20 protein-coding genes are annotated in these 20,373 nt (G+C 60.2%); 9 read left to right on the forward strand and 11 right to left on the reverse strand.

The features are described from left to right. Nucleotides 1-305 precede the first annotated feature (305 nt). Nucleotides 306-1,679 carry a helix-turn-helix domain-containing protein gene (locus CCANI_RS11900; RefSeq protein WP_146325786.1) on the reverse strand — a complete coding sequence of 458 codons (1,374 nt, stop codon included), beginning with the start codon at nt 1,677-1,679 and terminating at the stop codon, nt 306-308. A gap of 44 nt (nt 1,680-1,723) precedes the next feature. Here CCANI_RS11900 and CCANI_RS11905 point away from each other — a divergent pair, with 44 nt between their 5' ends. Then, nucleotides 1,724-1,999 carry a hypothetical protein gene (locus tag CCANI_RS11905; RefSeq protein ID WP_146325288.1) on the forward strand — a complete coding sequence of 92 codons (276 nt, stop codon included), beginning with the start codon at nt 1,724-1,726 and terminating at the stop codon, nt 1,997-1,999. A gap of 39 nt (nt 2,000-2,038) precedes the next feature. Here the strand turns inward: CCANI_RS11905 and CCANI_RS11910 are convergent, their stop codons facing one another. After that, nucleotides 2,039-2,437 carry a hypothetical protein gene (locus CCANI_RS11910; protein WP_146325289.1) on the reverse strand — a complete coding sequence of 133 codons (399 nt, stop codon included), beginning with the start codon at nt 2,435-2,437 and terminating at the stop codon, nt 2,039-2,041. A 2-nt stretch (nt 2,438-2,439) separates the two neighbouring features. Continuing rightward, nucleotides 2,440-3,102, reverse strand: a complete 663-nt coding sequence (locus tag CCANI_RS11915; protein ID WP_146325290.1) for a TetR/AcrR family transcriptional regulator — start codon at nt 3,100-3,102, stop codon at nt 2,440-2,442. Nucleotides 3,103-3,458: 356 nt separating this feature from the next. Between CCANI_RS11915 and CCANI_RS11920 the strand changes: the two genes are divergently transcribed. From CCANI_RS11920 to CCANI_RS11940, 5 genes are all read left to right on the forward strand, one after another. After that, on the forward strand, nt 3,459-4,493 hold the full coding sequence (locus CCANI_RS11920; protein WP_146325291.1) for a mannose/fructose/sorbose PTS transporter subunit IIA: 1,035 nt from the start codon (nt 3,459-3,461) through the stop codon (nt 4,491-4,493). Further along, entirely contained in the window at nt 4,490-5,293 is an 804-nt protein-coding gene (locus tag CCANI_RS11925) for a PTS mannose/fructose/sorbose transporter subunit IIC (protein ID WP_146325292.1), read from the forward strand. The genes CCANI_RS11920 and CCANI_RS11925 overlap by 4 nt, the downstream gene beginning before the upstream one ends. A 23-nt stretch (nt 5,294-5,316) precedes the next feature. Further along, entirely contained in the window at nt 5,317-6,198 is an 882-nt protein-coding gene (locus tag CCANI_RS11930) for a PTS system mannose/fructose/sorbose family transporter subunit IID (RefSeq protein WP_146325293.1), read from the forward strand. 118 nt (nt 6,199-6,316) lie between these two features. Then, complete coding sequence (locus CCANI_RS11935) at nt 6,317-7,120, forward strand: HAD hydrolase family protein (RefSeq protein WP_146325294.1); 804 nt, start codon at nt 6,317-6,319, stop codon at nt 7,118-7,120. Next, a complete protein-coding gene (locus tag CCANI_RS11940) occupies nt 7,117-7,554 on the forward strand; it encodes a hypothetical protein (RefSeq protein WP_146325295.1) in 438 nt (145 codons plus the stop codon). The genes CCANI_RS11935 and CCANI_RS11940 overlap by 4 nt, the downstream gene beginning before the upstream one ends. On the opposite strand, the gene CCANI_RS11945 is transcribed toward CCANI_RS11940, so the two are convergent. From CCANI_RS11945 to CCANI_RS11975, 7 genes are all read right to left on the reverse strand, one after another. Further along, entirely contained in the window at nt 7,551-7,721 is a 171-nt protein-coding gene (locus tag CCANI_RS11945) for a DUF4236 domain-containing protein (RefSeq protein WP_146325296.1), read from the reverse strand. The genes CCANI_RS11940 and CCANI_RS11945 overlap by 4 nt on opposite strands. A 61-nt stretch (nt 7,722-7,782) precedes the next feature. After that, nucleotides 7,783-8,256, reverse strand: a complete 474-nt coding sequence (locus CCANI_RS11950) for a GNAT family N-acetyltransferase (RefSeq protein ID WP_146325297.1) — start codon at nt 8,254-8,256, stop codon at nt 7,783-7,785. A 74-nt stretch (nt 8,257-8,330) separates the two neighbouring features. Then, entirely contained in the window at nt 8,331-10,880 is a 2,550-nt protein-coding gene (locus CCANI_RS11955) for an ATP-dependent Clp protease ATP-binding subunit (protein WP_146325298.1), read from the reverse strand. A gap of 239 nt (nt 10,881-11,119) precedes the next feature. Next, nucleotides 11,120-11,722, reverse strand: a complete 603-nt coding sequence (locus CCANI_RS11960) for a TetR/AcrR family transcriptional regulator (RefSeq protein ID WP_146325299.1) — start codon at nt 11,720-11,722, stop codon at nt 11,120-11,122. Nucleotides 11,723-12,666: 944 nt separating this feature from the next. Continuing rightward, entirely contained in the window at nt 12,667-13,119 is a 453-nt protein-coding gene (locus CCANI_RS11965) for a DIP1984 family protein (protein ID WP_146325300.1), read from the reverse strand. 9 nt (nt 13,120-13,128) lie between these two features. Next, nucleotides 13,129-13,368: a hypothetical protein gene (locus CCANI_RS11970; RefSeq protein WP_146325301.1), complete on the reverse strand. Its 240-nt coding sequence runs from the start codon at nt 13,366-13,368 to the stop codon at nt 13,129-13,131. Nucleotides 13,369-13,379: 11 nt separating this feature from the next. After that, nucleotides 13,380-14,939 (reverse strand): glycerol-3-phosphate dehydrogenase/oxidase, encoded by a 1,560-nt coding sequence (locus tag CCANI_RS11975; RefSeq protein ID WP_146325302.1) that lies wholly within the window; start codon nt 14,937-14,939, stop codon nt 13,380-13,382. A 279-nt stretch (nt 14,940-15,218) separates the two neighbouring features. Between CCANI_RS11975 and CCANI_RS11980 the strand changes: the two genes are divergently transcribed. Both CCANI_RS11980 and CCANI_RS11985 read left to right on the forward strand, forming a co-directional pair. Next, the gene (locus CCANI_RS11980) at nt 15,219-16,802 is read left to right on the forward strand and encodes an FAD-binding oxidoreductase (RefSeq protein ID WP_146325323.1); all 1,584 of its coding nucleotides are present in this window, start codon (nt 15,219-15,221) and stop codon (nt 16,800-16,802) included. Between the two features lie 15 nt (nt 16,803-16,817). Then, on the forward strand, nt 16,818-17,723 hold the full coding sequence (locus CCANI_RS11985) for a YegS/Rv2252/BmrU family lipid kinase (RefSeq protein WP_146325303.1): 906 nt from the start codon (nt 16,818-16,820) through the stop codon (nt 17,721-17,723). 11 nt (nt 17,724-17,734) lie between these two features. Here CCANI_RS11985 and lysS read toward each other — a convergent pair whose 3' ends face one another. Beyond that, a complete protein-coding gene (gene lysS, locus CCANI_RS11990; protein ID WP_146325304.1) occupies nt 17,735-19,312 on the reverse strand; it encodes a lysine--tRNA ligase in 1,578 nt (525 codons plus the stop codon). A 107-nt stretch (nt 19,313-19,419) separates the two neighbouring features. On the opposite strand from lysS, the gene CCANI_RS11995 reads away from it, so the two are divergent. Beyond that, on the forward strand, nt 19,420-20,370 hold the full coding sequence (locus tag CCANI_RS11995; RefSeq protein ID WP_146325305.1) for an SPFH domain-containing protein: 951 nt from the start codon (nt 19,420-19,422) through the stop codon (nt 20,368-20,370). The last annotated feature ends 3 nt before the right edge of the window (nt 20,371-20,373 follow it).

A 20,373-nucleotide genomic window follows, 5' to 3' on the forward strand; every position in this document is an offset into this window, starting at 1 on the left:
CCGGCCAATTTCGGCCCCCAAGTCACCCCAGCGGCAGTAGCTTGTGCATCACCGCCAAGGTCACCGATAGGCTGTGTGCAACCAACGTGCGTGCCGATAGGTTGTGCGCAACTACCGACCTGGGGCTGGTCTTTCTATTCTTCATTAGGGCCGCCAACGAAGAAATTCCGGACGAATCTCGCCCAAAAACGCTGTGTAGAATCTCGCGACCTTGGTAACACTCTGTGCCATCACCTTGGTAACAATCAGTATCATCACCTTGGTGACAACCAGTAGCATTACCTTGGTAACGCGCGAGCGGGTAGTTAATCCTCTAGTTCAGCAGCGGCGGTGGGGTGTTGTTGTAGCCATTGCTGCTGTCGTTTGAGAAACCACGGCGGGGCCTCGTGGAGGTACGCGCCGATGATTTTCCAAAGGGGTACGGTGGCGCCGATCGGTTCGCCGAGCACGTTTAGTGGCAGTGGGATTCGCAGGACCATGACGCCGTCGACGGAATCGAATAGCGCGTATTCATCGTCGGTGTGAACGACGTAGTAGTGCTTATCGGTAAGCCGTTTGGGGATATTGATGTAGTACCCCGCGAGCGCGAAACGTGGTCTGGACGAGGGTTTGATGTACAGCATTGCTGGATCCTGGTCGAGGCCATCTGCAGCGCTGGGGGACTCGCTCGAACGGGCCTGCCGGTATTTTTCAATCTCTGCAGTCAATTGCTCCTGGGTGATGGGCTCGCCGCTACTAGGGCGGTGTTCGATGCTGTCCCAGGCCTGTTTCGGGGTCATACCCCCGAGTGCTTGATGCCTCCGCTTGTTGTTGTAGTACTCCCGGTATTCACTGAGCAATTCCTTCAATTTGGCCTCAGTACTGGGCTTGTGCGCATCAAGGAACTTCACCAAGGTTTGATGGGAGCGTTCGTTTTTGCCTTGGGTTTGGGGATGATCCGCCCGGCCAGTAATGGCCTCACAACCCTTGACGGCAAGAAACCGATGCAGCGCAGTGATCCGGCCCCGGCGAATCTGATTAAACGCGCCACCATTATCGCTCAGCAATTGGCGCGGTACCCCATAGACACGGATCGCGTTAACTACACAGTTCAACGCATCTGCCCCATTTTCCGGCTTGGTGCCATACGTAGTACCCACATCAAATCGGGTTGCATCATCGATAAGCTGGTAAATCGTGATCACAGTGCCCGCCGGAGTAGCGAGCCGATAGGAAAACGCATCCAGCTGCCACAACTCCATGGCACAGGATCGCTCGAAGCGCACTATCGATGAGCGAGGCCGCTTCCGGGGATTCTTCGCGACCACACCCGCAGCAGCCAGAATCCGAGCAATCGTCGACACCGAAGGAATCGGCTGCACCACATTCGGCTGATCAATCAACGCATACCAAATGGATCGCGGCCCATTATCCCAACCAAATTGGCCAAGCCGCTCCCGCATCGCAAGCACCATCGACACCGTAGCCTCATCATAGGTAGTCGCAGGCTTATGCGGCGCACTCGACCGCGGATGCAGCGCCCCAAATCCTTCCTGCTCAAAACGCTTTTTGATCGCATAATACGTTTTCCGGCTAATGCCATGAACCGCACAAAACTCCGTAATACTCATGCCGTTCGCGGCACACGGATCAAATTCAACAATTAAACGCCGCACATTCGGCGAAAGAGGACGAACCATGCACCTAATTGAAAACGAACACCACCAAAATCGTTTCCACGGTCATGAGACTCGTTGCATCCAAGGCCATGAGACAGACTGTTACCAAGGACATGAGACAGGTTGTCACCAAGGTGATGAAACAGGTTGTTACCAAGGTCCTGAGAGATGACAGCCCAAAAACGCTGCGTCTGGTCTTTTTATTCTTCGTTGGACATCCCAATGAAGAAATTCAGGACGATCGCAGGTCAACGGCTGCACACAACCTATCCACTGATCCGCACGACCACGCACAGGCTGGCCTCATGGAGCCTCCCCAGCGCCAACTCGGGCAAACTTGACAGCGCAAGTTCGCCGACCTGCGGGTCCGCAATAACTACTTAGGCCGGTACCGGATGAGCGCGGAACGCCCCGAGATATGCAGTGAGCAATAGCACCTGCAGGGCACCCACACCACCCCAAAAGGCATGGGGCCAAATGAAAACGCCGATGGCGAGGCATTCCCCGAGGATCCAGCCGAGCATGACAAAACCGGCCACCGCGTAGCCCGCCGCCAACCATTGGGGCGTTCGAACATGTATCCAAATAGCGGCCCATTGGGTACCATCGACAACCACCCCGAGCAAGAGCGCGGCAAGGAGGTATTGGCCGGCGAAGGCGGTGCCATCGAGAAGGAATGCGAAGTAGTGCGGCTTAAATAGCAAAAGCACGGCACCGAGCAGGGTGGACAGGCCTTGGAACACGGCGATTGCAAGCATGGCACGGCGAAGCCCAGTCATGGTTACTCCTTGGAAGATGGCGGTTCGGCAAGGTGGGCGGCGATAAAATGCTCGAGATGCAATTGGATCCGCCGCACCGCCTGTGCGTAGGTTTGTTCGGCTGCATCACGGTCGGCGGCATCGTCTCGTTCCGCCGCGGCGAGGATGGCAAAGACGGGTCCCCAAAACGCCAGCGCTACGGCTTCGGGATCGGCGGGCCGAAACACACCACGACCGATAAGCGTGCGGAAAAGTTCCGTTTGAAAGCGCAGGGGGCCTTCGACCGTGAGTTCGCGTAATCTACTCCCAGCCAGGGACGTCCGGTATTGCTCGAGGGTGAGCACGCGGCGGGCGGCGACCACATCGGCGTCGTAAAGCCACTCGTGGAGGAACGCCTCCAGCAAAGCTTTGAGTTGCGCTGGGGTGACGCGGGCGTAGAAGGGCGCGGCGGCTTCGGCATCATCGAACGAAACGTGGAAACGCTCAGCCACGGCGGCGAGGCGGGTTTCGGCGCGTTCGATAACGGCGTCGAGGAGTTCCTGCTTGCTGGCGAAGTGGTTGTAAAGGGAGCTTTCCTTGATGCCCGCCGCCCGCGCGAGTTGCCGCACTGATGTACCCCCGTACCCGCGCGCGGCGAAGGATTTTTGGGCCGCCGCGAGGAGGGCGAGGCGGGTATCTCGGGCCATATTGCGCGTTCCTTTCTAGCTAACGTTCGTTAGTAAAGTGAGTTTACCAAACACCGATTGTTGAGTTGGCAAAATCGCGGGGGCACACACTTTCTGAAAGAATCCATAACGAGGTTTTTATTCAGGCAATAAACCAAAGTTGTATAAGCAATTTCGGGGGGTGATCAGACCAATTTTGCGGGCAAATTGTTGCGGCGTCAGATGTGCGGCGAAAAGGTCACAAGCAGGTATGAGCGGGGTTACAATAAATGCAAAATGTTGTCGGTTTATCAAATTCGGCATACGATGTGATTTCAATAGGTTGCCTTCAAAACGTCACCAATAACCTCGTCGTTTACCCTGCTTCGGAGGAGCATATGGTTTGCATAATAGTTGCGGCACACGGGGAATCTGCCCCAGCATTGGTTGACTCCGCCACGATGATCGTCGGCGAAGTGGAAAATACACATTCAGTTACTTTTGTTCCCGGACAGGGCCCGGAGGATTTACTTGAGGCGTATGGGGAAATCGTCGGCGATAACACCGAAGATCTCCTGTTCCTCGTAGATTTGTTTGGGGGCAGTCCATATAATGCGGGGGCCCGTTTTGTGGCGGACCGTGAGAATGCGGACGCGGTGTCGGGGGTGAGCATTCCCATGCTTGTGGAGGTATTTACCGCCGCCCGCCGCCCGAACGCCACATTGGACAAGTTGGTCAAGAAGGCGCTGAAGGCGGGCACTTCCGGCGTGCGTTCCTTTAAGGCCGGCAAACCGCCGAAGCCCGCTGCCCCGCCTGTCGACGCCGCGCCTGCCGACGCCGCCGCCACCGATGCGGCCCCTGCAGCTGCGGCCGCCGCTCCGGCTACTGCGGCCCCGGCGGAGATTGACCCGAATTTCCCGCGCGATCCGAACGCCACGATGAATGTGGCCTTCCTACGAATCGATTCACGTTTGATCCACGGCCAGGTGGCCGGTTCCTGGGTGAACCATGTGGCGCCGCAGACGCTGATTGCGGCTTGCGACGCCGCGGCCCACGACGAGCTGCGCAAGTCGCTGCTGCTGCAGGTTGGGCCCGCCTCGGCTCGAACAAATGTACTTGATATCCCGAAGACGGTTCGCGTGTATTTCAACCCTGAATACAAGGGCATGCGCACGATGATCGTCGTCGAAAGCCCGATGGACGCCCTCAAATTGTTGGAGGAGGGCGTGAAAGTCGACGAAGTCAATGTTGGTGGTGTCACCTTTAAGACCGGGATGACACTGATCACTGAGGCAGTTTCGGTCAACGATGAGCATGTCGAAGCGTACAAAGCAATCAATGCACTAGGAGTGCCAATGACGTTGCAGCAAGTTCCGACTAGTTCACGCACTGACATGATGAGCAAACTCAAGGAGAAAGGACTCCTGACATGAGCGCTATTTCATTTGTTCTTGTTGTGCTCGTTGCGCTGGTCGCGGGCATGGCATCCGTGTTGGATGAGCGCCAATTCCACCGTCCGCTTGTCGCCTGTACCCTGATGGGCCTGGTGATGGGCGACCTCACCACCGGCGTGATCCTAGGCGGCATGCTAGAGCTGATCGCCCTCGGCTGGATGAACGTCGGTGCCGCGATGGCGCCGGATGCTGCGCTGGCTTCTACGGTAGCCGCGGTCGTCGTTATTGCCGGTGGGCAGGACGTGAACACCGGTATCGCCATCGCCGTTCCGCTGGCTGCTGCGGGCCAGGTGCTTACCATTTTCGTACGCACCATCGCGGTGTTCTTCCAGCATCAGGCAGACAAATTTGCGGAAGAGGCGAACTTCCGGGGCATCGAAATCATGCACTTTACCGCGCTGTTCCTGCAAGGTCTGCGCGTGGCCATCCCCACCGCCGCCGTCGCCGCCGTCGCCGGCACGGACACCGTGGAGCGGTGGCTGGATGCGATCCCAGAGGTCGTTTCCGTTGGTCTGCAGGTCGCCGGTGGCTTCATCGTGGTTGTTGGTTACGCCATGGTGATCAACATGATGAAGGCCCGCGCCCTCATGCCATTCTTCTTCCTTGGGTTCGTGCTCGCCGCGTTTATCCCGGACCTGAACCTGGTTGGCCTCGGTATTATCGGCGCCTGCTTGGCCGTGGTGTACGTGCAGCTCAACCCCCTGTTCCACGACAGCATCAAGCCGCCGGCGCGGGCCATGGCTACCACCGGCCCAAATTACGACAACGAGCTTGAGTGAGCGACGGAAAGGACACAACGATCATGACTACACCAACGAAGCCGGATGCTGTTGTGGTTGAACAACCGGGCGGCCCGCCGGAATTAACCCAACGCGATTACCTCTCCACGTATATTCGCTCTTCCTTTATGCTCGGGTCGTTTAACTTCGAGCGTATGCAGGCCATCGGCGTGTGCGTTTCCCTTATGCCCGCCATTCGGCGCTTCTACACCAAAAAGGAAGACCAGGCCGCGGCGCTGAAGCGTCACCTCGAATTCTTTAACACCCACCCGTGGATCGCGTCCTCCATTTTCGGCGTGACTGCCGCTATGGAACGCCAAAAGGCCGCAGGCGAGGACATTTCCGATGCGGACATCACCAACGTCAAAGTCGGCCTGATGGGTCCGCTGGCCGGCGTCGGCGACCCGCTGTTCTGGGGTACCGCTCGCCCAGTGCTGGCCGCGCTTGGCGCCTCGCTGGCCACCAACGGCAATATCCTCGGCCCGATCCTGTTCTTCGTGGTTCTGACCATCTTCCGCATGGCCACACGCTGGTACGGATTCAAGCTGGGCTACCAGAAGGGTGTTGAGGTTGTCTCCGAGGTCGGCGGCAATACCCTGCGCAAGCTGACGCAGATGGCATCCATCATGGGTCTGTTCGTGATGGGCTCGCTGGTTTCCAAGTGGACCTCCATCTATATTCCGCTGGAGATTTCGCGGTACGAGGACCAAACCGGCACGGAAGTGGTCACCACGGTGCAGGACATCTTGGACACCCTGCTGCCGGGACTGGCGGCGCTGCTCTTGACGTTCCTGTGCATGTGGCTGCTACGGCGAAAGGTCAACGCGATCTGGATTATCTTCGGCATGTTTGCCATCGGCATCTGCGGTTACGGGGCCGGGATCTTGGCTCCCGCACCGGCGTAGACCGAACGTACACATCGTGATCACGGCGGGAGTTGAGCGCTACTGGCGGCTCAACTCCCGTTTGACATTGCACGCCCGCGCCTGGGTGCGCCCTAGAAACGGAAAACGTACACAACCCATGACAACAACGAAGCTTCTCAGCAGCGACCTTGATGGCACGCTGATTTTTGATCGCGCCATTAGCGGCGACACCATTGCCGCCATCGACGCCTGGCAGAACGCCGGACACCTTGCGGTATGCGCGACCGGCAAATCGATCGCCGCCACCAAGCACGCCTTGCGTCCCAGCAACCTGGAATTCGATTTCTATGTGCTCTATACGGGTGCCGTGATCACGGACAAGGATTACAACATCCTCATGAGCACCACCCTGCCGACCGAACTGGTGGTTGAGATCGTTGGCAGGCTATCCGGCGAACCCGGCATGGGGGTGTTTGCCACCACGCTGGACACCAACGATGTGCGTTTGGCCAGCACTATCCCTCCGGAACTCACCACCGATATCGTGCAATATTTCGACCCGATGCCGATTTCCGATATTCGAAACCACACCTTTGTGGGAATCCCGTTGTGGATCAATGCCGGTGCGGCAACGGAGGACAGCATCGCGCGGATCCACGCCTGGATCCGCGACCAATACGGGGACGTGGTGGATTGCCACCGCAACCAGGACTTCTTGGATATCGTGCCCGCAAATTGCACGAAGCGCACAGGATTGGAGTGGTTGATGAGCCATTTGCGCGACACCACGAGCGCAACCTATGAGACCTATTCGCTCGGCGATTCGTGGAATGATATTGATATGCATCAATGGGCGGATCATTCCGTTTCGTTCCCGCATTCACCGGTGGAGATTCAACAACTCACGGAATCCGTGGCCACCACCGCCGCTAGCTATATTCACGAGGTGCTCGCCCAATGAACGCTCGCAATAATCGCGCAACCAACGGTTCGCAGCGACCCGCCCCGAGCTTTAAAGAAACCTTTATCGCCGTGGGCCAAGAAACCTTGTCCAAGGAACGCAAGGATTACGTGTATTCGGTGGGCAAATTGGTCACCGGGCTCATGGTCTTGGCTGGGCTGTTGTACCTTTGGACACCCGTGGCAGCAATCGTGGCGCTCGTGTGCGCGATTATTGCGATGTGGGGGCGGTGGATACTAACCCGCCAAGTCACCAATGATTTCATGGAAATGCGCGCCGCCCAGGACGGCTTTAACGCAACCAAGGACCCCGACTATTTGGAATTTATCCGGCTGCGGGGCGAACAAATGTTGGAGGATAACAAGGCCCTCACCCCGCTCGCCAAAGCGGAAATCGGCGACCTTATGGCCTGGGCCGCCGAACGCCGCAATTAGCGCCACCGCCCCCGGTAGGTAAGGCCGCCGGGCAAGTTGACCCACAGGCCCCCGCGGCTATTCACCGTCACGGGGCCTATTTTCGTGGAGGCGGAAGCCCCGGAACCGGAGATATTAATCCAACTGTTTTTGCCAACCTTTTTGCGCTTGCGGAACGTAATGCCCATGCTGCATCGACTCCTTAACCATTCCTAGTGCGAACTGCGGTTTCCACTATAGTCGGTGCGGTCACAGCCGTTGGGCCAACACCAATTCATCGTGAATATGTATTCCGCGCGCGCCCACCAGCGGAATGCCGGGGTTCTTGCACCGCGCCTTATCGGCGTTACCGCGAAGCAATTCCACGATCCGGAACCCCAGATGTTGGAAAAAGCCAAGGCCGCCAACGTTATCGTTGAATACGCTCACGGTGATCAATTCACCCGGCAGGCGGTCCTTTAAAAAGGTTTCCACTAGGAGGCTGCCCACGCCTTTACCCGGCGTCAGCGACTTTAAACACAGGATCTCGCAATCGTCCTCGTGTTCTACATAGGTGAGAATCCCTGCGATCTCCCCGCCCCGAACCGCCACTAGCCCGGGCGCCTCCACTGCATTGTTTTCGACGCCTCGGGTGGTTAGGAATTCGCTACCCCACTGCTGGACCATGTATGAGCGTAGCCAGTCTCGATCATCATGGACAATGTCACGAACCTGGATTGCCATGCCCTGAGTCTAACAGCAAAACATCCGATGAAGCTGAGCAAACCAGCTGCACCGGATGTCCGTGCACATGCTACTTAGGAGTCTGCGGTAAGCTCCGCAGCCTCAACCGCGAGGGTGTCAAAGGCATCCTCGGGCAGCGGCTTCGGCTTCGGGGTGAAGGTGAACGCATCGTCGACAACATCGACGGTGATGATCTCACCGGCACCGAGCTCACCGAACAGGATCTTTTCGGACAATACGTCCTCGATCTCCCGCTGGATCGTGCGGCGCAGCGGGCGGGCACCCAATACCGGGTCGAAGCCGCGCTTGGCCAGCAGGTGCTTCGCCTCGTCGGTAAGCTCCAGCGCCATGTCCTTGGCCTCCAGGGCCTTGGCCACGCGCCCGATCAGCAAATCGACCATCTGTACGATTTGCTCGCGGGTGAGCTGGTGGAACACCACGATATCGTCGATGCGGTTCAGGAACTCCGGGCGGAAGTGCTTCTTCAGCTCGTCGTTGACCTTGTTTTTCATCCGCTCGTACTGGCCATCCGCATCGGCCTCGCCGACGGCGCTAAAGCCCATGCCCACGGCCTTGGAGATATCCTGCGTGCCCAAGTTGGAGGTGAAGATAAGCACGGTGTTTTTAAAGTCCACCACGCGCCCCTGGCCGTCGGTAAGCCGGCCGTCTTCAAGCACCTGCAGCAGGGTGTTGTAGATTTCCTTGTGCGCCTTTTCGATCTCGTCGAAAAGCACCACGGAGAACGGCTTGCGGCGCACCTTTTCGGTGAGCTGCCCGCCCTCTTCGTAGCCGACGTACCCGGGGGGCGCGCCGAACAGGCGGGAGGCGGTAAACCGGTCGTGGTATTCGCCCATATCGATCTGGATCAGGGCATCGTCCTCGCCGAACAGGAATTCGGCCAGCGCCTTGGAAAGCTCCGTTTTACCCACACCGGAGGGGCCGGCGAAGATAAAGGAACCCGAGGGCCGCCGCGGGTCCTTCAACCCGGCGCGGGTGCGGCGGATGGCGCGCGAAACTGCCTTCACGGCATCGTCTTGGCCGATGATGCGCTTGTGCAATTCCTCTTCCATGCGCAGCAGGCGGGTGGATTCTTCCTCGGTGAGCTTAAACACGGGGATACCGGTCCAGTTGCCCAGCACCTCGGCGATCTGCTCCTCGCCGACCTCCGCGATCTCCTCCAAGTCGCCTTCGCGCCATTGCTTTTCCTTGGCGGCGCGTTCGTCGCCGAGGATGCGTTCTTTATCGCGCAGGCCCGCGGCCTTTTCAAAGTCTTGGCCGTCGATGGCGGCTTCCTTTTCGCGGCGCACCTTGGCGATGCGCTCGTCGATTTCCCGCAGGCCCGCCGGCGCGGTCATCCGCTTGATGCGCATGCGGGCACCGGCTTCGTCGATAAGGTCAACGGCCTTATCCGGCAAGAAGCGGTCGTTGATGTAGCGGTCGGACAGGTGTGCGGCGGCGGCCAACGCGCCGTCGGTAATCGAAACACGGTGGTGCGCTTCGTAGCGGTCGCGCAACCCCTTGAGAATATCGATGGTCATTTCCACGCTGGGCTCAGGCACCTGCACGGGCTGGAAGCGGCGCTCCAACGCCGCGTCCTTTTCAATGTGCTTACGGTATTCGTCCAACGTTGTGGCACCGATGGTTTGCAGTTCGCCGCGCGCCAACTTTGGCTTGAGTAACGACGCCGCGTCAATGGCACCCTCCGCAGCTCCCGCACCGACGAGGGTGTGGATTTCATCGATAAACAGGATGATATCGCCGCGCTGGTTAATCTCCTTGAGCACCTTCTTCAGGCGTTCCTCAAAGTCACCACGGTAGCGGGAACCCGCAACCAGGGAACCAAGGTCGAGCGAATACACCTGCTTGTCGCGCAGGGTTTCCGGCACCTTGCCGTTCACAATGTCTAATGCCAAGCCTTCCACCACGGCGGTTTTACCCACGCCGGGTTCGCCGATAAGCACCGGGTTGTTCTTGGTGCGGCGGGAAAGCACCTGCATCAGGCGTTCGATTTCCTTTTCCCGGCCGACCACCGGGTCAAGCTTGCCGTCCTTGGCCGCCTGGGTAAGGTTGCGGCCAAATTGATCTAATACCAGCGAGCTGGAACGCTCGCCCGCGCTCGTTTGCGCGCGCCCACCCGGGGTGGAACCCGCGCCGACCGTATCATCGCGGCGCGTCTCGGCGTTGCCCTCGTAGCCGGAAAGCAATTGGATAACCTGCTGGCGCACGCGCGGCAGGTCCGCGCCAAGCTTCACCAGCACCTGGGCGGCTACGCCTTCGCCTTCGCGAATCAGGCCAAGCAGCAGGAACTCAGTACCGATGTACTTGTGCCCCATCTGCAGGCCCTCCCGCAGGGAAAGCTCCAGCACCTTCTTGGCGCGCGGCGTAAATGGGATATGTCCCTGGTGTGGGGTGGCGCCGTGTCCAATGATCTCCTCGACCTCTTGGCGCACCGCATCAAGGGAAATACCCATGGACTCTAATGCTTTGGCGGCTACACCCTCGCCTTCTTGGATGAGCCCCAGCAAGATGTGCTCGGTGCCGATGTAATTGTGATTCAGCATCTGAGCTTCTTCTTGGGCCAGAACGATAACGCGCCGAGCGCGATCAGTGAACCTCTCGAACATGTCTCTCCCTAAATATTCTTCAGTCGCACCCACTCTAACGTGGTTGACCAACCATTCATGCCCTGATTTGTCCGCACGCCGCCAATTTGGCCCCTTTTTCGCAGGTCAACCCAGTGTACGCCAATAGCGAACACAGCGTATCGAAGCCGCGCTCCCCCACACACGCCCGCCCGCGCCCCGCCCGCGCCACCGCCTGCGCGCCGAAACCCCTGCCGCCCGCACCGCACCACCGATGGGAGTTACGTATCGTCCGAGAGTTTGCCTTCAAAGAGTTCCAGCTGGTGTTCGTTGAATGGGACCAAATAGCCGCGGATCAGAATTTCAAGTTCGCTGCGCCAAACCTTCGGGTCTGGATCGATCTGCAAAAGGGCATCCCCGCTCAATGAAAGGATTTGCGTGGCCGTAAGCACAACGGCGGCCATCTTATCCGGGTCGCCGGGCCTAATTTCGCCTTCTAAATTCCGGAATAGGGCGGCCAGGAATCTCATGAGCCGCTGCTGGGTCCGGCCGAAGCGTTGCACAAAGTATTTGGTCAGCACTTCGGGGTCCGTTTGCACAATTGCCTGGAGCAACTCGTTCGTGCGCACGGCCTCGGTACAGTCGAGGACCACGTTAATAAGCTCGTCAAGCGATTCGGGCAATGGATATGCGAGATCGAGCACGGACACGAGCTCACGTGTAAGTAGATCGCCCAACAATTCGTTTACGCCGGTATATCGGCGATATAAGGTAGGACGGCTGACACCCGCCTCCCGTGCGACACCCGCCATAGTGGTGCGCTGAATTCCATCACGTAGGATGCAAACTCGCCCCGCATCCAATATCGCAGATTCTATATCCATAAGACCATCAAACCACGACTAAGTTTGGCACGCTTAAAAACCTAACAGTGGATGCCTTTTCTAATATAAACATAGCGTAATTGAAGATGTGGGCCGTCTCACGCAAACTTAGGGCGATCAAAAAGAAAAACCTATCTGAGCAAAAGAAGCACGAATGATTTTCTGACGAATAATTCCCGCACCCAGACCGCTTGCGCACCAGCTAAACACGGTTTTTTTCATAGCCGGCCAGTTCGCGCAATTATTCTAAAATCACCTTATCACCCACCGCATACGTGCACCGTTTCGCCTAACGGCCCCGCTTTACAACCGGAGGTCGGACGAATCACTAAGAGACGCAATTCACCCCCACGTAATACCCCCTCACACCTTAATGCCACGTTACCGATAGCCCAAAATTCACATCCCATTTTTGACTTCGATTGCAATCTATCTATGAGTAATTTTCGCGGCTTCCGCCTCCAACCAAATCGCCTCTCCCCGCCCCATTCAGACCCCATTCAGGCCCCATTCGCGCCCCTTTCCTGTCGCCCCAAGCCACCGAATGCAAACGCACAAAGCCCCTGCCCTTTATGCAAACACAATTGCGATTTCGCCACTCAACGGAGCTTCTTACACCGCCGGCATCATCCAAAACAAGGTTTTATTCCCACATATGTTTTATACAGAAATCATCCACTTTCTATATATAAAACGCGCACCGCCGGCTATACCTCCGTGGTGCGCGTCATGGCCGTGTGTGGAATCCCCGTACCCAACCCTCGCCCCTAGTGCCTCAGTACGCGGTAGTGCATTGTAAAGATCTGCTCGGTGCACCTGTTCACGGTGTGGGCCTGCATTGTAAGTGGATTTTTCCACGAAAGCTGCCCATCGCTTGGAGGTGTGTAGCCGTAGCAAATAAAAGGTGTACTCGCCGACGCCAAGGGTTACCGACCCACAAAAACCTATTGCAACTCCACCGTCCAGTTCAATTGCTGGATCCGCGTATCCAGTTCACGGTGCTCCTTGGCGGCTTGATCCGCCCGCGCGCGCAGCTCCCGCACGTCCACGGTGGCCACATTGCGGATCTCGGTGGCGCGAAATCGGGCTTCCGGGGTGGCCTCCTGCGCCAGCCGGGTATACAGGGCGGCGCGGCGTTGGGCGGCTTCGCGCGCGGCGATGGCGTCCGTTAAGGTGCGCTGCTCGTCGAAGGCGGTTGCGGAGTTCGTGGCGTTGATGCGACGGATCAACCCCTCCAGCTGATCGATCACGCGTTCGGCTTCTTCCATAAGTTCCTGCGGGTCCTCGCCGGGCTCCACGCCTTCCTGCACCAGCACAACCCGATGCAGGCGTTCCTGCAATTGAGCCAGGCGGCGTTGCGCATCGGCGCGCGCGACCAGCGCTTCAGCTAATTTCATACCCTCACGCTAGCACGCGCCTGGCACTCCTGCGGCGCGGTTCGCGGCGTCGATACCGCTCGTACGTTTGCTTATCGACGCCCCCTCCTCCCCCACCGTCGCCGCCACCTGCACCGCGCGGCTCGGGCGCCTGCGTTTGCGTTTGGCCGCGGCGTTGAGGATCAAGGAAATGATTTTGGACGTCAAGATCGGATGGTTGATCTGCGCAAATGTAAGCGCACGGTTACGCAGGTTTCGGATTGGGTGCATGGTGTTTCCTTCTAGGGGAGGGCGTCACTGCCGCGCAGCTCGTGGAAGATGGCCTCCACTTCCGGCAGGGCGCGATCACGATCTGCGGGTACCAGGCCGATGCGGGTGCGGCGGTCAAGAATATCGTCCACGTTGAGTGCTCCTTCGTGGGTGATAGCGTACTCTATCTCCGCCCGGGTGATATCCATGCCGGCGATGCTGCCCAATGGGTCGGAGACGGTGGCGCTGGCCACCACCTGGGGGGCCTCGAAACCGAAGCGCGCCACCAGGGAATCCGGCAGGTCCTCCAACTCGGTGGCCGCCACTTCCAGGCTATCCATATGGGTCGGCGCACCCACCAGCGGGAAGGTGCGGGTGGCGCAGCCGCCGATGCCCGCGAACTCGTGGGAACGCACCACGGCATCCACGGTTTCCTCGGCCATCAGGCGGTATTCCGTAAATTTGCCGCCCACCACGGAGATCAGGCCGTTGGGGGCGGTGATAATCGCGTGCCGGCGCGAGAGGTCGGAGGTCGCGCCCGCGGCGTCGATAAGCGGACGCAGGCCGGTAAACGCGCCCACCACGTCCGCGCGCCGCAACGGTACCCCCAACACGCGGCTGGTGCCGGTAAGCAGAAACTCAATGTCCTCCTCGGGGGTGCTCGGCACATCGGGAATATCGCCCGGGGTATCCTCGTCCGTCAACCCGAGGTAACAGCGGCCCAGCTGCTCGGGAAGGATAAACAGGAAACGCGACAACGACCCCGGCAGCGGAAACGTCAACGCGCCGGTAGGGTTGCCAAAGGTCTCGGAGCGGAACACCAGGTGCGTACCGCGGGAAGGGCGAATGGAAATCTCGGGGTCGACCGTGCCCGCCCACACGCCGGTGGCATTGACCACGGCGGTGGCGGAAACGGGGAAGCTTTCCCCAGTCAGCGTGTCAGTGAGCGTGGCGGAGGTGCCGGTGAGATCCGTGGCGGCGCAGCGGGTAATCACGCGGGCACCCTCGCGGGCGGCGGTGCGGGCCACGGCGGTGACCAGGCGGGCATCATCAATCATGGCGCCGTCATAATTCACCCAGGCGCCGCGCAACGCCTTCGTGTTTACCGCGGGGCACAGGCGACGGGTCTCGGCGGGCGTGACGTAGCGGGAGCGCGGCAACACGCTGGTAGAGGTGCCCGCCGCCATGCGCAACACATCCCCCGCGAGATAACCCGCGCGCATCGCCGCCTTTTGCAGCAGGTTCGTGTCTGGGCCCAGCGCGCTGACCTGCGCGAGGGGGCGCACCAGGTGCGGGGCGATAAGTTCCATGAGCCGGCCCCGCTCCACGGCGGAATTACGGGCGACGCTGAGTTCGAACTTTGCCAGGTAGCGCAGGCCGCCGTGGATGAGTTTGGAGGAAAAGCGCGAGGTGCCAAACGCGAGGTCGTGGCGCTCCACGAGCACGGTGCGCAGGCCGCGCGTTGCGGCGTCGAGGGCGATGCCTGCGCCGGTAATGCCACCCCCGACCACGAGGAGGTCAATCTCCGCACCCTCGCGCACCGCCTGGAGGTCGGCGGCGCGTTGATCGGCGTGCAGCGCAGAGCTTGCCATAGCCTTTATCCACCCTTCACGATATCGAATGTTTATATGTGTACAGCTCTTTAGTGTACTCGCCGCAGCCCCCTTGAGGAGGTGCCTACCGAACACCCTCACGCGGGCGGGTAGTACGTGTTATGCACGCGTGCATTGCGTTTTCTACGGTGAACAAAACCTTTCTGAACTGGAAGATTTGTTCGAGTAGACCGCCTGCTGCGGGGGTTGAATTTGCAGTTACACTATTACAAATACTGTAAACTTCCGAACATGAGTGCACAGCTTCCGGTTCCCCCCATGACTTTCAATCGTTGGGGCACGCCCGACGAATCAAAACCGCTAAGCCCCAGCGTTGTCAGACTGCTCCGCACCGCGCTCGGCATTCAGCAGGAGCAAACCCCCGGGGACGCCGAGGCGGACGTGGTGCTGTCCGAAGTGCGCTTGACCGAGGCGGATATCGCGGCATTAGGCGCACTCGTTGGCCCCGGATACGTGACCTGCGAATACGCGCACCGGCGCGGGCGAGCCCGCGGGAAATCCTACCCGGACCTGCTGGATTGGCACACCAAAAAGACCATCGACGCCCCCGACGCCGTGATCGCGCCCGGCACCGAGGAAGAGGTGCTGAGCGTCCTTGAATATTGCTCCGAGGCGGACATCGCGGTAATCCCATTCGGGGGTGGCACGAGCGTGGTCGGCGGGCTCACCCCGGTGTCCGGCGGGCATCGCGCCGTGCTCAGCCTTGACCTCACCCGCTTTGACAAACTCGAGGATGTGGACGCCGAATCGGGGCTGGCCACCTTTGGCGCCGGCATGTTCGGCCCGCAGGCGGAGCTGGAATTGGCCAAGCACAACCTGCAGCTCGGGCACTTTCCGCAGTCCTTTCCGTACGCCACCATCGGGGGTTACGCCGCCACCCGCTCCTCCGGGCAGCACTCCGCGGGGTACGGGCGTTTCGATGAAATGGTGCACGCCCTGACCGTGGTCACCCCCACCGGGATTCTGCAGCTCGGCGGGGACTCCCCGGCCTCCGCGGCGGGCCCCGACCTGCGGGAGCTATTCCTCGGCTCGGAGGGCACGTTGGGCGTGATCACGCGGGTGCGGTGCCGGGTGCACCCCGTGCCCGAGGCGAAACGCTACGAGGCGTTTCGGTTTCCCAATTTCGAAGCGGGGGCGCGCGCCGTGCGGCTGGTTGCGCAGCACGGCACCGGCCCGAGCATGATCCGGCTTTCGGACGAGATTGAGACCAGCTTGAACCTGAGCTCCCCCGACGGGATGGCCGGCGGCGCGGCGACGTCGGGTTGCCTGTGCTTGACCATGTTCGAGGGCACTCCGGAGCACGCGGCCGCGCGGCACGATGAGACCCGCAAGCTTTTACTGGAGGCCGGCGGCACCTCGCTCGGGGAAGGCCCGGTGCGCGCCTGGGAGCGGGGACGCTTCGGCGCTCCCGTTTTCAGGGACGCGCTTCTCGACGTCGCTGGGGTCTGCGAAACCCTCGAAACCGCGACGACGTGGGCAAACATTCACCGCCTTAAAACGGCCGTTGGGCGGGCGCTCGCTACCTCGCTAACCAAGCACGGAACCATGGCCGTGGTGATGTGCCACATCAGCCACGTATACGCCACGGGCTGTTCCCTGTACTTCACGGTGGTGGCAAAGCAATCGGAACACGCCCACGAGCAATGGGCGGCGGCGAAACGCGCGGCCAGCGAGGCGATCGTGGCCCACGGCGGGACCATCACCCACCATCACGCCATTGGCACTGATCACCGCCCATATATGCAATCGGAGATCGATCCGCTTGCCGTAACCATCCTACGGACGGTAAAAAACACACTCGACCCGGCGGGCATTCTGAACCCCGGCAAACTCATCCCATAGGAGGCGCAACACCCAATGCTCAAACGGATTGCACTGCTCACAAACCCCTCGGCGGGGAAAGGCACGGCGCTTGGAATCGCGGACGTCGCACTGCGGCGGTTCCAGGAGCTGGGCGTCGAGGTGATCAGTGATACCGGCACCTCGAAGCAAGCCTCCGCCAAGCTCATTGAAAGCGCGCTGGCAAGCTCGGTGGATGCGTTAGTGGTGTGCGGCGGCGATGGCATGGTCAACCTGGCGCTGCAACAGCAGGCCTTTCATGACATGCCCCTGGGCATAATCCCCGCCGGCACGGGCAATGACCACGCCCGCAATTACGGCATCCCCCTCGACCCCGCGGCGGCGGCCGAGGTGGTGGCCCGCGGCAAGACCAAAACCACCGACCTTGGCAAGCTCACCTCGGGTGTCGACCCCGAAACCAGCATGATCTTTGGCACCATCGCCTGCCAGGGTTTCGACTCGTTGACTAACGCCCGCACCAATCGCATGCGGTGGCCCACCGGCAATAGCCGCTACGTGCTGGCCGCGTTGCTCGAGTTTGCCAGGTTTCAGAAGATCCCCAGCCACATCTTTGTCGAAGGCGAGGATGCGCCGCGGGAGTTGGACCTTACCCTGATCGCCGTGGGCAATACCTCGTCCTATGGCGGCGGCGCAGTCATTTGCCCCAAGGCGGACCCCACCGATGGGTTGCTCGACGTCACCATGATCCGGTGCATGTCCAAGTTCGCCGCCTTGTGCAAACTCAATACCTTTTTCCAGGGCCGGAAGCACGATCAGGCGGCCGAGGTGATCACGCTGCGCACCAAGAAAATCCGCATCGAAATGGACCGGCCCATCCCGTCCTACGCGGACGGCGAATTCTTTGGCAATACCCCGGTCGAGGTGGAGGTATTGCCGGGCGCGGGCCGCTACCTGGTGCCCTAACCCCCGCAGGGCTATTGCTTGGGCTCGGGCTTGACCATCGGGAAGAGCACGGTCTCGCGGATGCCCAGGCCGGTCAGGGCCATAAGCAGGCGATCGATGCCCATGCCGGCACCCGCCGTGGGGGGCATGCCCTGTTCCATGGCGGCCAGGAAGTCCTCATCCAGCACCATTGCTTCCTCGTCGCCGCCGGCGGCAAGCCGCGCTTGGTCCTCGAAGCGTTCCCGCTGCACCACGGGGTCGACGAGCTCCGAATATCCGGTCGCCAGTTCGAACCCTCGAACATACAGATCCCACTTTTCGGTCACGCCCCGCTGGCTGCGGTGCTGCCGGGTCAGCGGCGAGGTTTCCACCGGGAAGTTCCGCACGAATACCGGACCATAAAGCTGGTCTCCGCACAAATGTTCCCAGATTTCCTCGACGAGTTTCCCGTGGCCCCAGCCGCCTTTCGCAGGCACGGCGACACCCACGACGTCGGCAAGCGCCTTGAGCTCGGCGACGGTCGAATCCACCGTAACCTCGGGCTGACCTGGGTGTTTGCGGGCGAGCGCCGCATTGAGGGAGGGGTACATTTCCATGCTGGGCCACTCGCCGCCGAGGTCGTATTCGGTGCCGTCGGCCAGCGTCACCACCGTGGAACCGAACACTTCTTCGGCCACCGCTTGGATCAGATTCTTAACGGTTTCGGCGCAATCATCGTAGGTTCCCCACGCCTGGTAGGTCTCCAACATGGCGAATTCGGGGCTGTGGGAGGAATCCACGCCCTCGTTCCGGAAATTGCGGTTCACCTCAAACACGCGATCGATTCCACCGACGACGCAGCGCTTGAGGTACAGCTCGGGGGCGATGCGCAGGTAAAGGTCGATGTCCAGCGCATTGGAGTGCGTTTCAAACGGACGTGCGGCCGCGCCACCGTGCAGGGTTTGCAACATCGGCGTTTCCACCTCCACAAAGCCCTCACCCTCGAGGTGATGGCGCAGCGCACGCATCACCTTGATGCGCGTCATGGCGTTCGTGCGGGCCTGTTCGCGCATGATCAGATCCGTGTAGCGCTGTCGAACACGCGTATCTTCGCTCATCTCTTTGTGCGCCACGGGCAGCGGGCGTAGCGACTTCGCCGCCATCACCCACTCGCTCGCCATCACCGACAGCTCGCCGCGCCGCGAAGAAATCACGCGCCCGGTCACGGAAACAAAATCACCAAGATCCACATCCGCTTTCCAATCCGCCAGGCGTTCCGCGCCGATCTCGGCGAGCGAAAGCATCGCTTGCACTTTCGTACCGTCGCCGTCCTGCAGCGTGGCAAAGCACAACTTGCCGGTATTGCGCACAAAAATCACGCGCCCAGCGATAGACACCACGTCCTGCGTTTCCGCACCTACACCGAGGTACGTCACCCCGTCCCGCTTTTCGACGCCCCCCTCTTCCGGCGTTGCCACATACAGCTGACGTAGCTGCTTTAGGGAATGTGTTCGAGGCACCGAGACGGGATATGCCTCGCCTTTTTCCTGCAACCGGGCGCGCTTTTCGCGGCGGATCCGAAGCTGCTCTGGAATCTCGTTGGTGGCAGAAGAGTTGTTCGCGTCGTTCACGGTTGTTAAGGGTAGCCGATAGCTGCCCACAGGCACGAACCTTGAAAAGTGATATCACTTTAAGGTAATCTGATATCACATTATTCAGCTCGCAGAAAGGGCATCACATGACCACGGGCCTAGACCTTCAAAACGCCCCCGACCCCGTGGGGCACACAGGCGCCGCCGTCGACCTCACCGAAAAACCCGCCTGGAGCGCCGGCGCCGGAGCGACCGGACTGGCGATAATTCTGGCCATCCTGCTCCCCGGCATTGCCATCCTGGGCTTTATGTCTTCCGTGGCGGCCGGCGAACCTAACCCGATCCTGCTGCCGGTGATCATCATCCTCGGCCTCTGCGGCCTCCTCGTGCTCACCATGATCCGAGTGGTCAGCCCGGGACACACGCTGGTGGTCCAATTCTTCGGCCGCTATGTGGGCACCTCGCACCGCACCGGCCTATCGCTGGTGGCCCCGCTATGCAGCACCAAAAGGGTCAGCGTCCGGGTGCGCAACTTTGAGACCAACGCCATCAAAGTCAATGACCTCAACGGCAACCCCGTAATCATCGGCGCCATCGTGGTGTGGCAGGTCGCCGACACCGCCAAGGCCACCTTCGCCGTGGAGAACGTCAACGAATTTATCTACTCGCAGGCGGAGTCCGCGCTGCGCCACGTGGCCACCACACACCCGTACGATTCCTCCGACCCGATCACCAACCCTTCGCTCTCCGGTTCGACCGACCTAGTGTCCACCGAATTGGCCAACGAGGTCGCCGCCCGCGCCGCGCTGGCCGGCTGCGAGATCATCGAGGCACGCATTTCCGCGCTCTCCTACGCCCCCGAGATCGCCCAAGCGATGCTGCAGCGCCAACAAGCCGCCGCGATTGTCGACGCCCGCGAAACTATCGTCGAAGGCGCCGTTTCGATGGTGCAAACCGCCCTCGAACAATTGGAACGCCGCGAGATCGTGGACCTCGATCCCGAGCGCCGCGCGGCGATGGTATCCAACCTGCTCGTGGTGCTGTGCTCCGATACCAATACGCAGCCCGTGGTCAATACCGGTTCCCTATATAACTAGCCC

It is taken from the genome of Corynebacterium canis, assembly GCF_030408595.1.
GTDB lineage: Bacteria > Actinomycetota > Actinomycetes > Mycobacteriales > Mycobacteriaceae > Corynebacterium > Corynebacterium canis.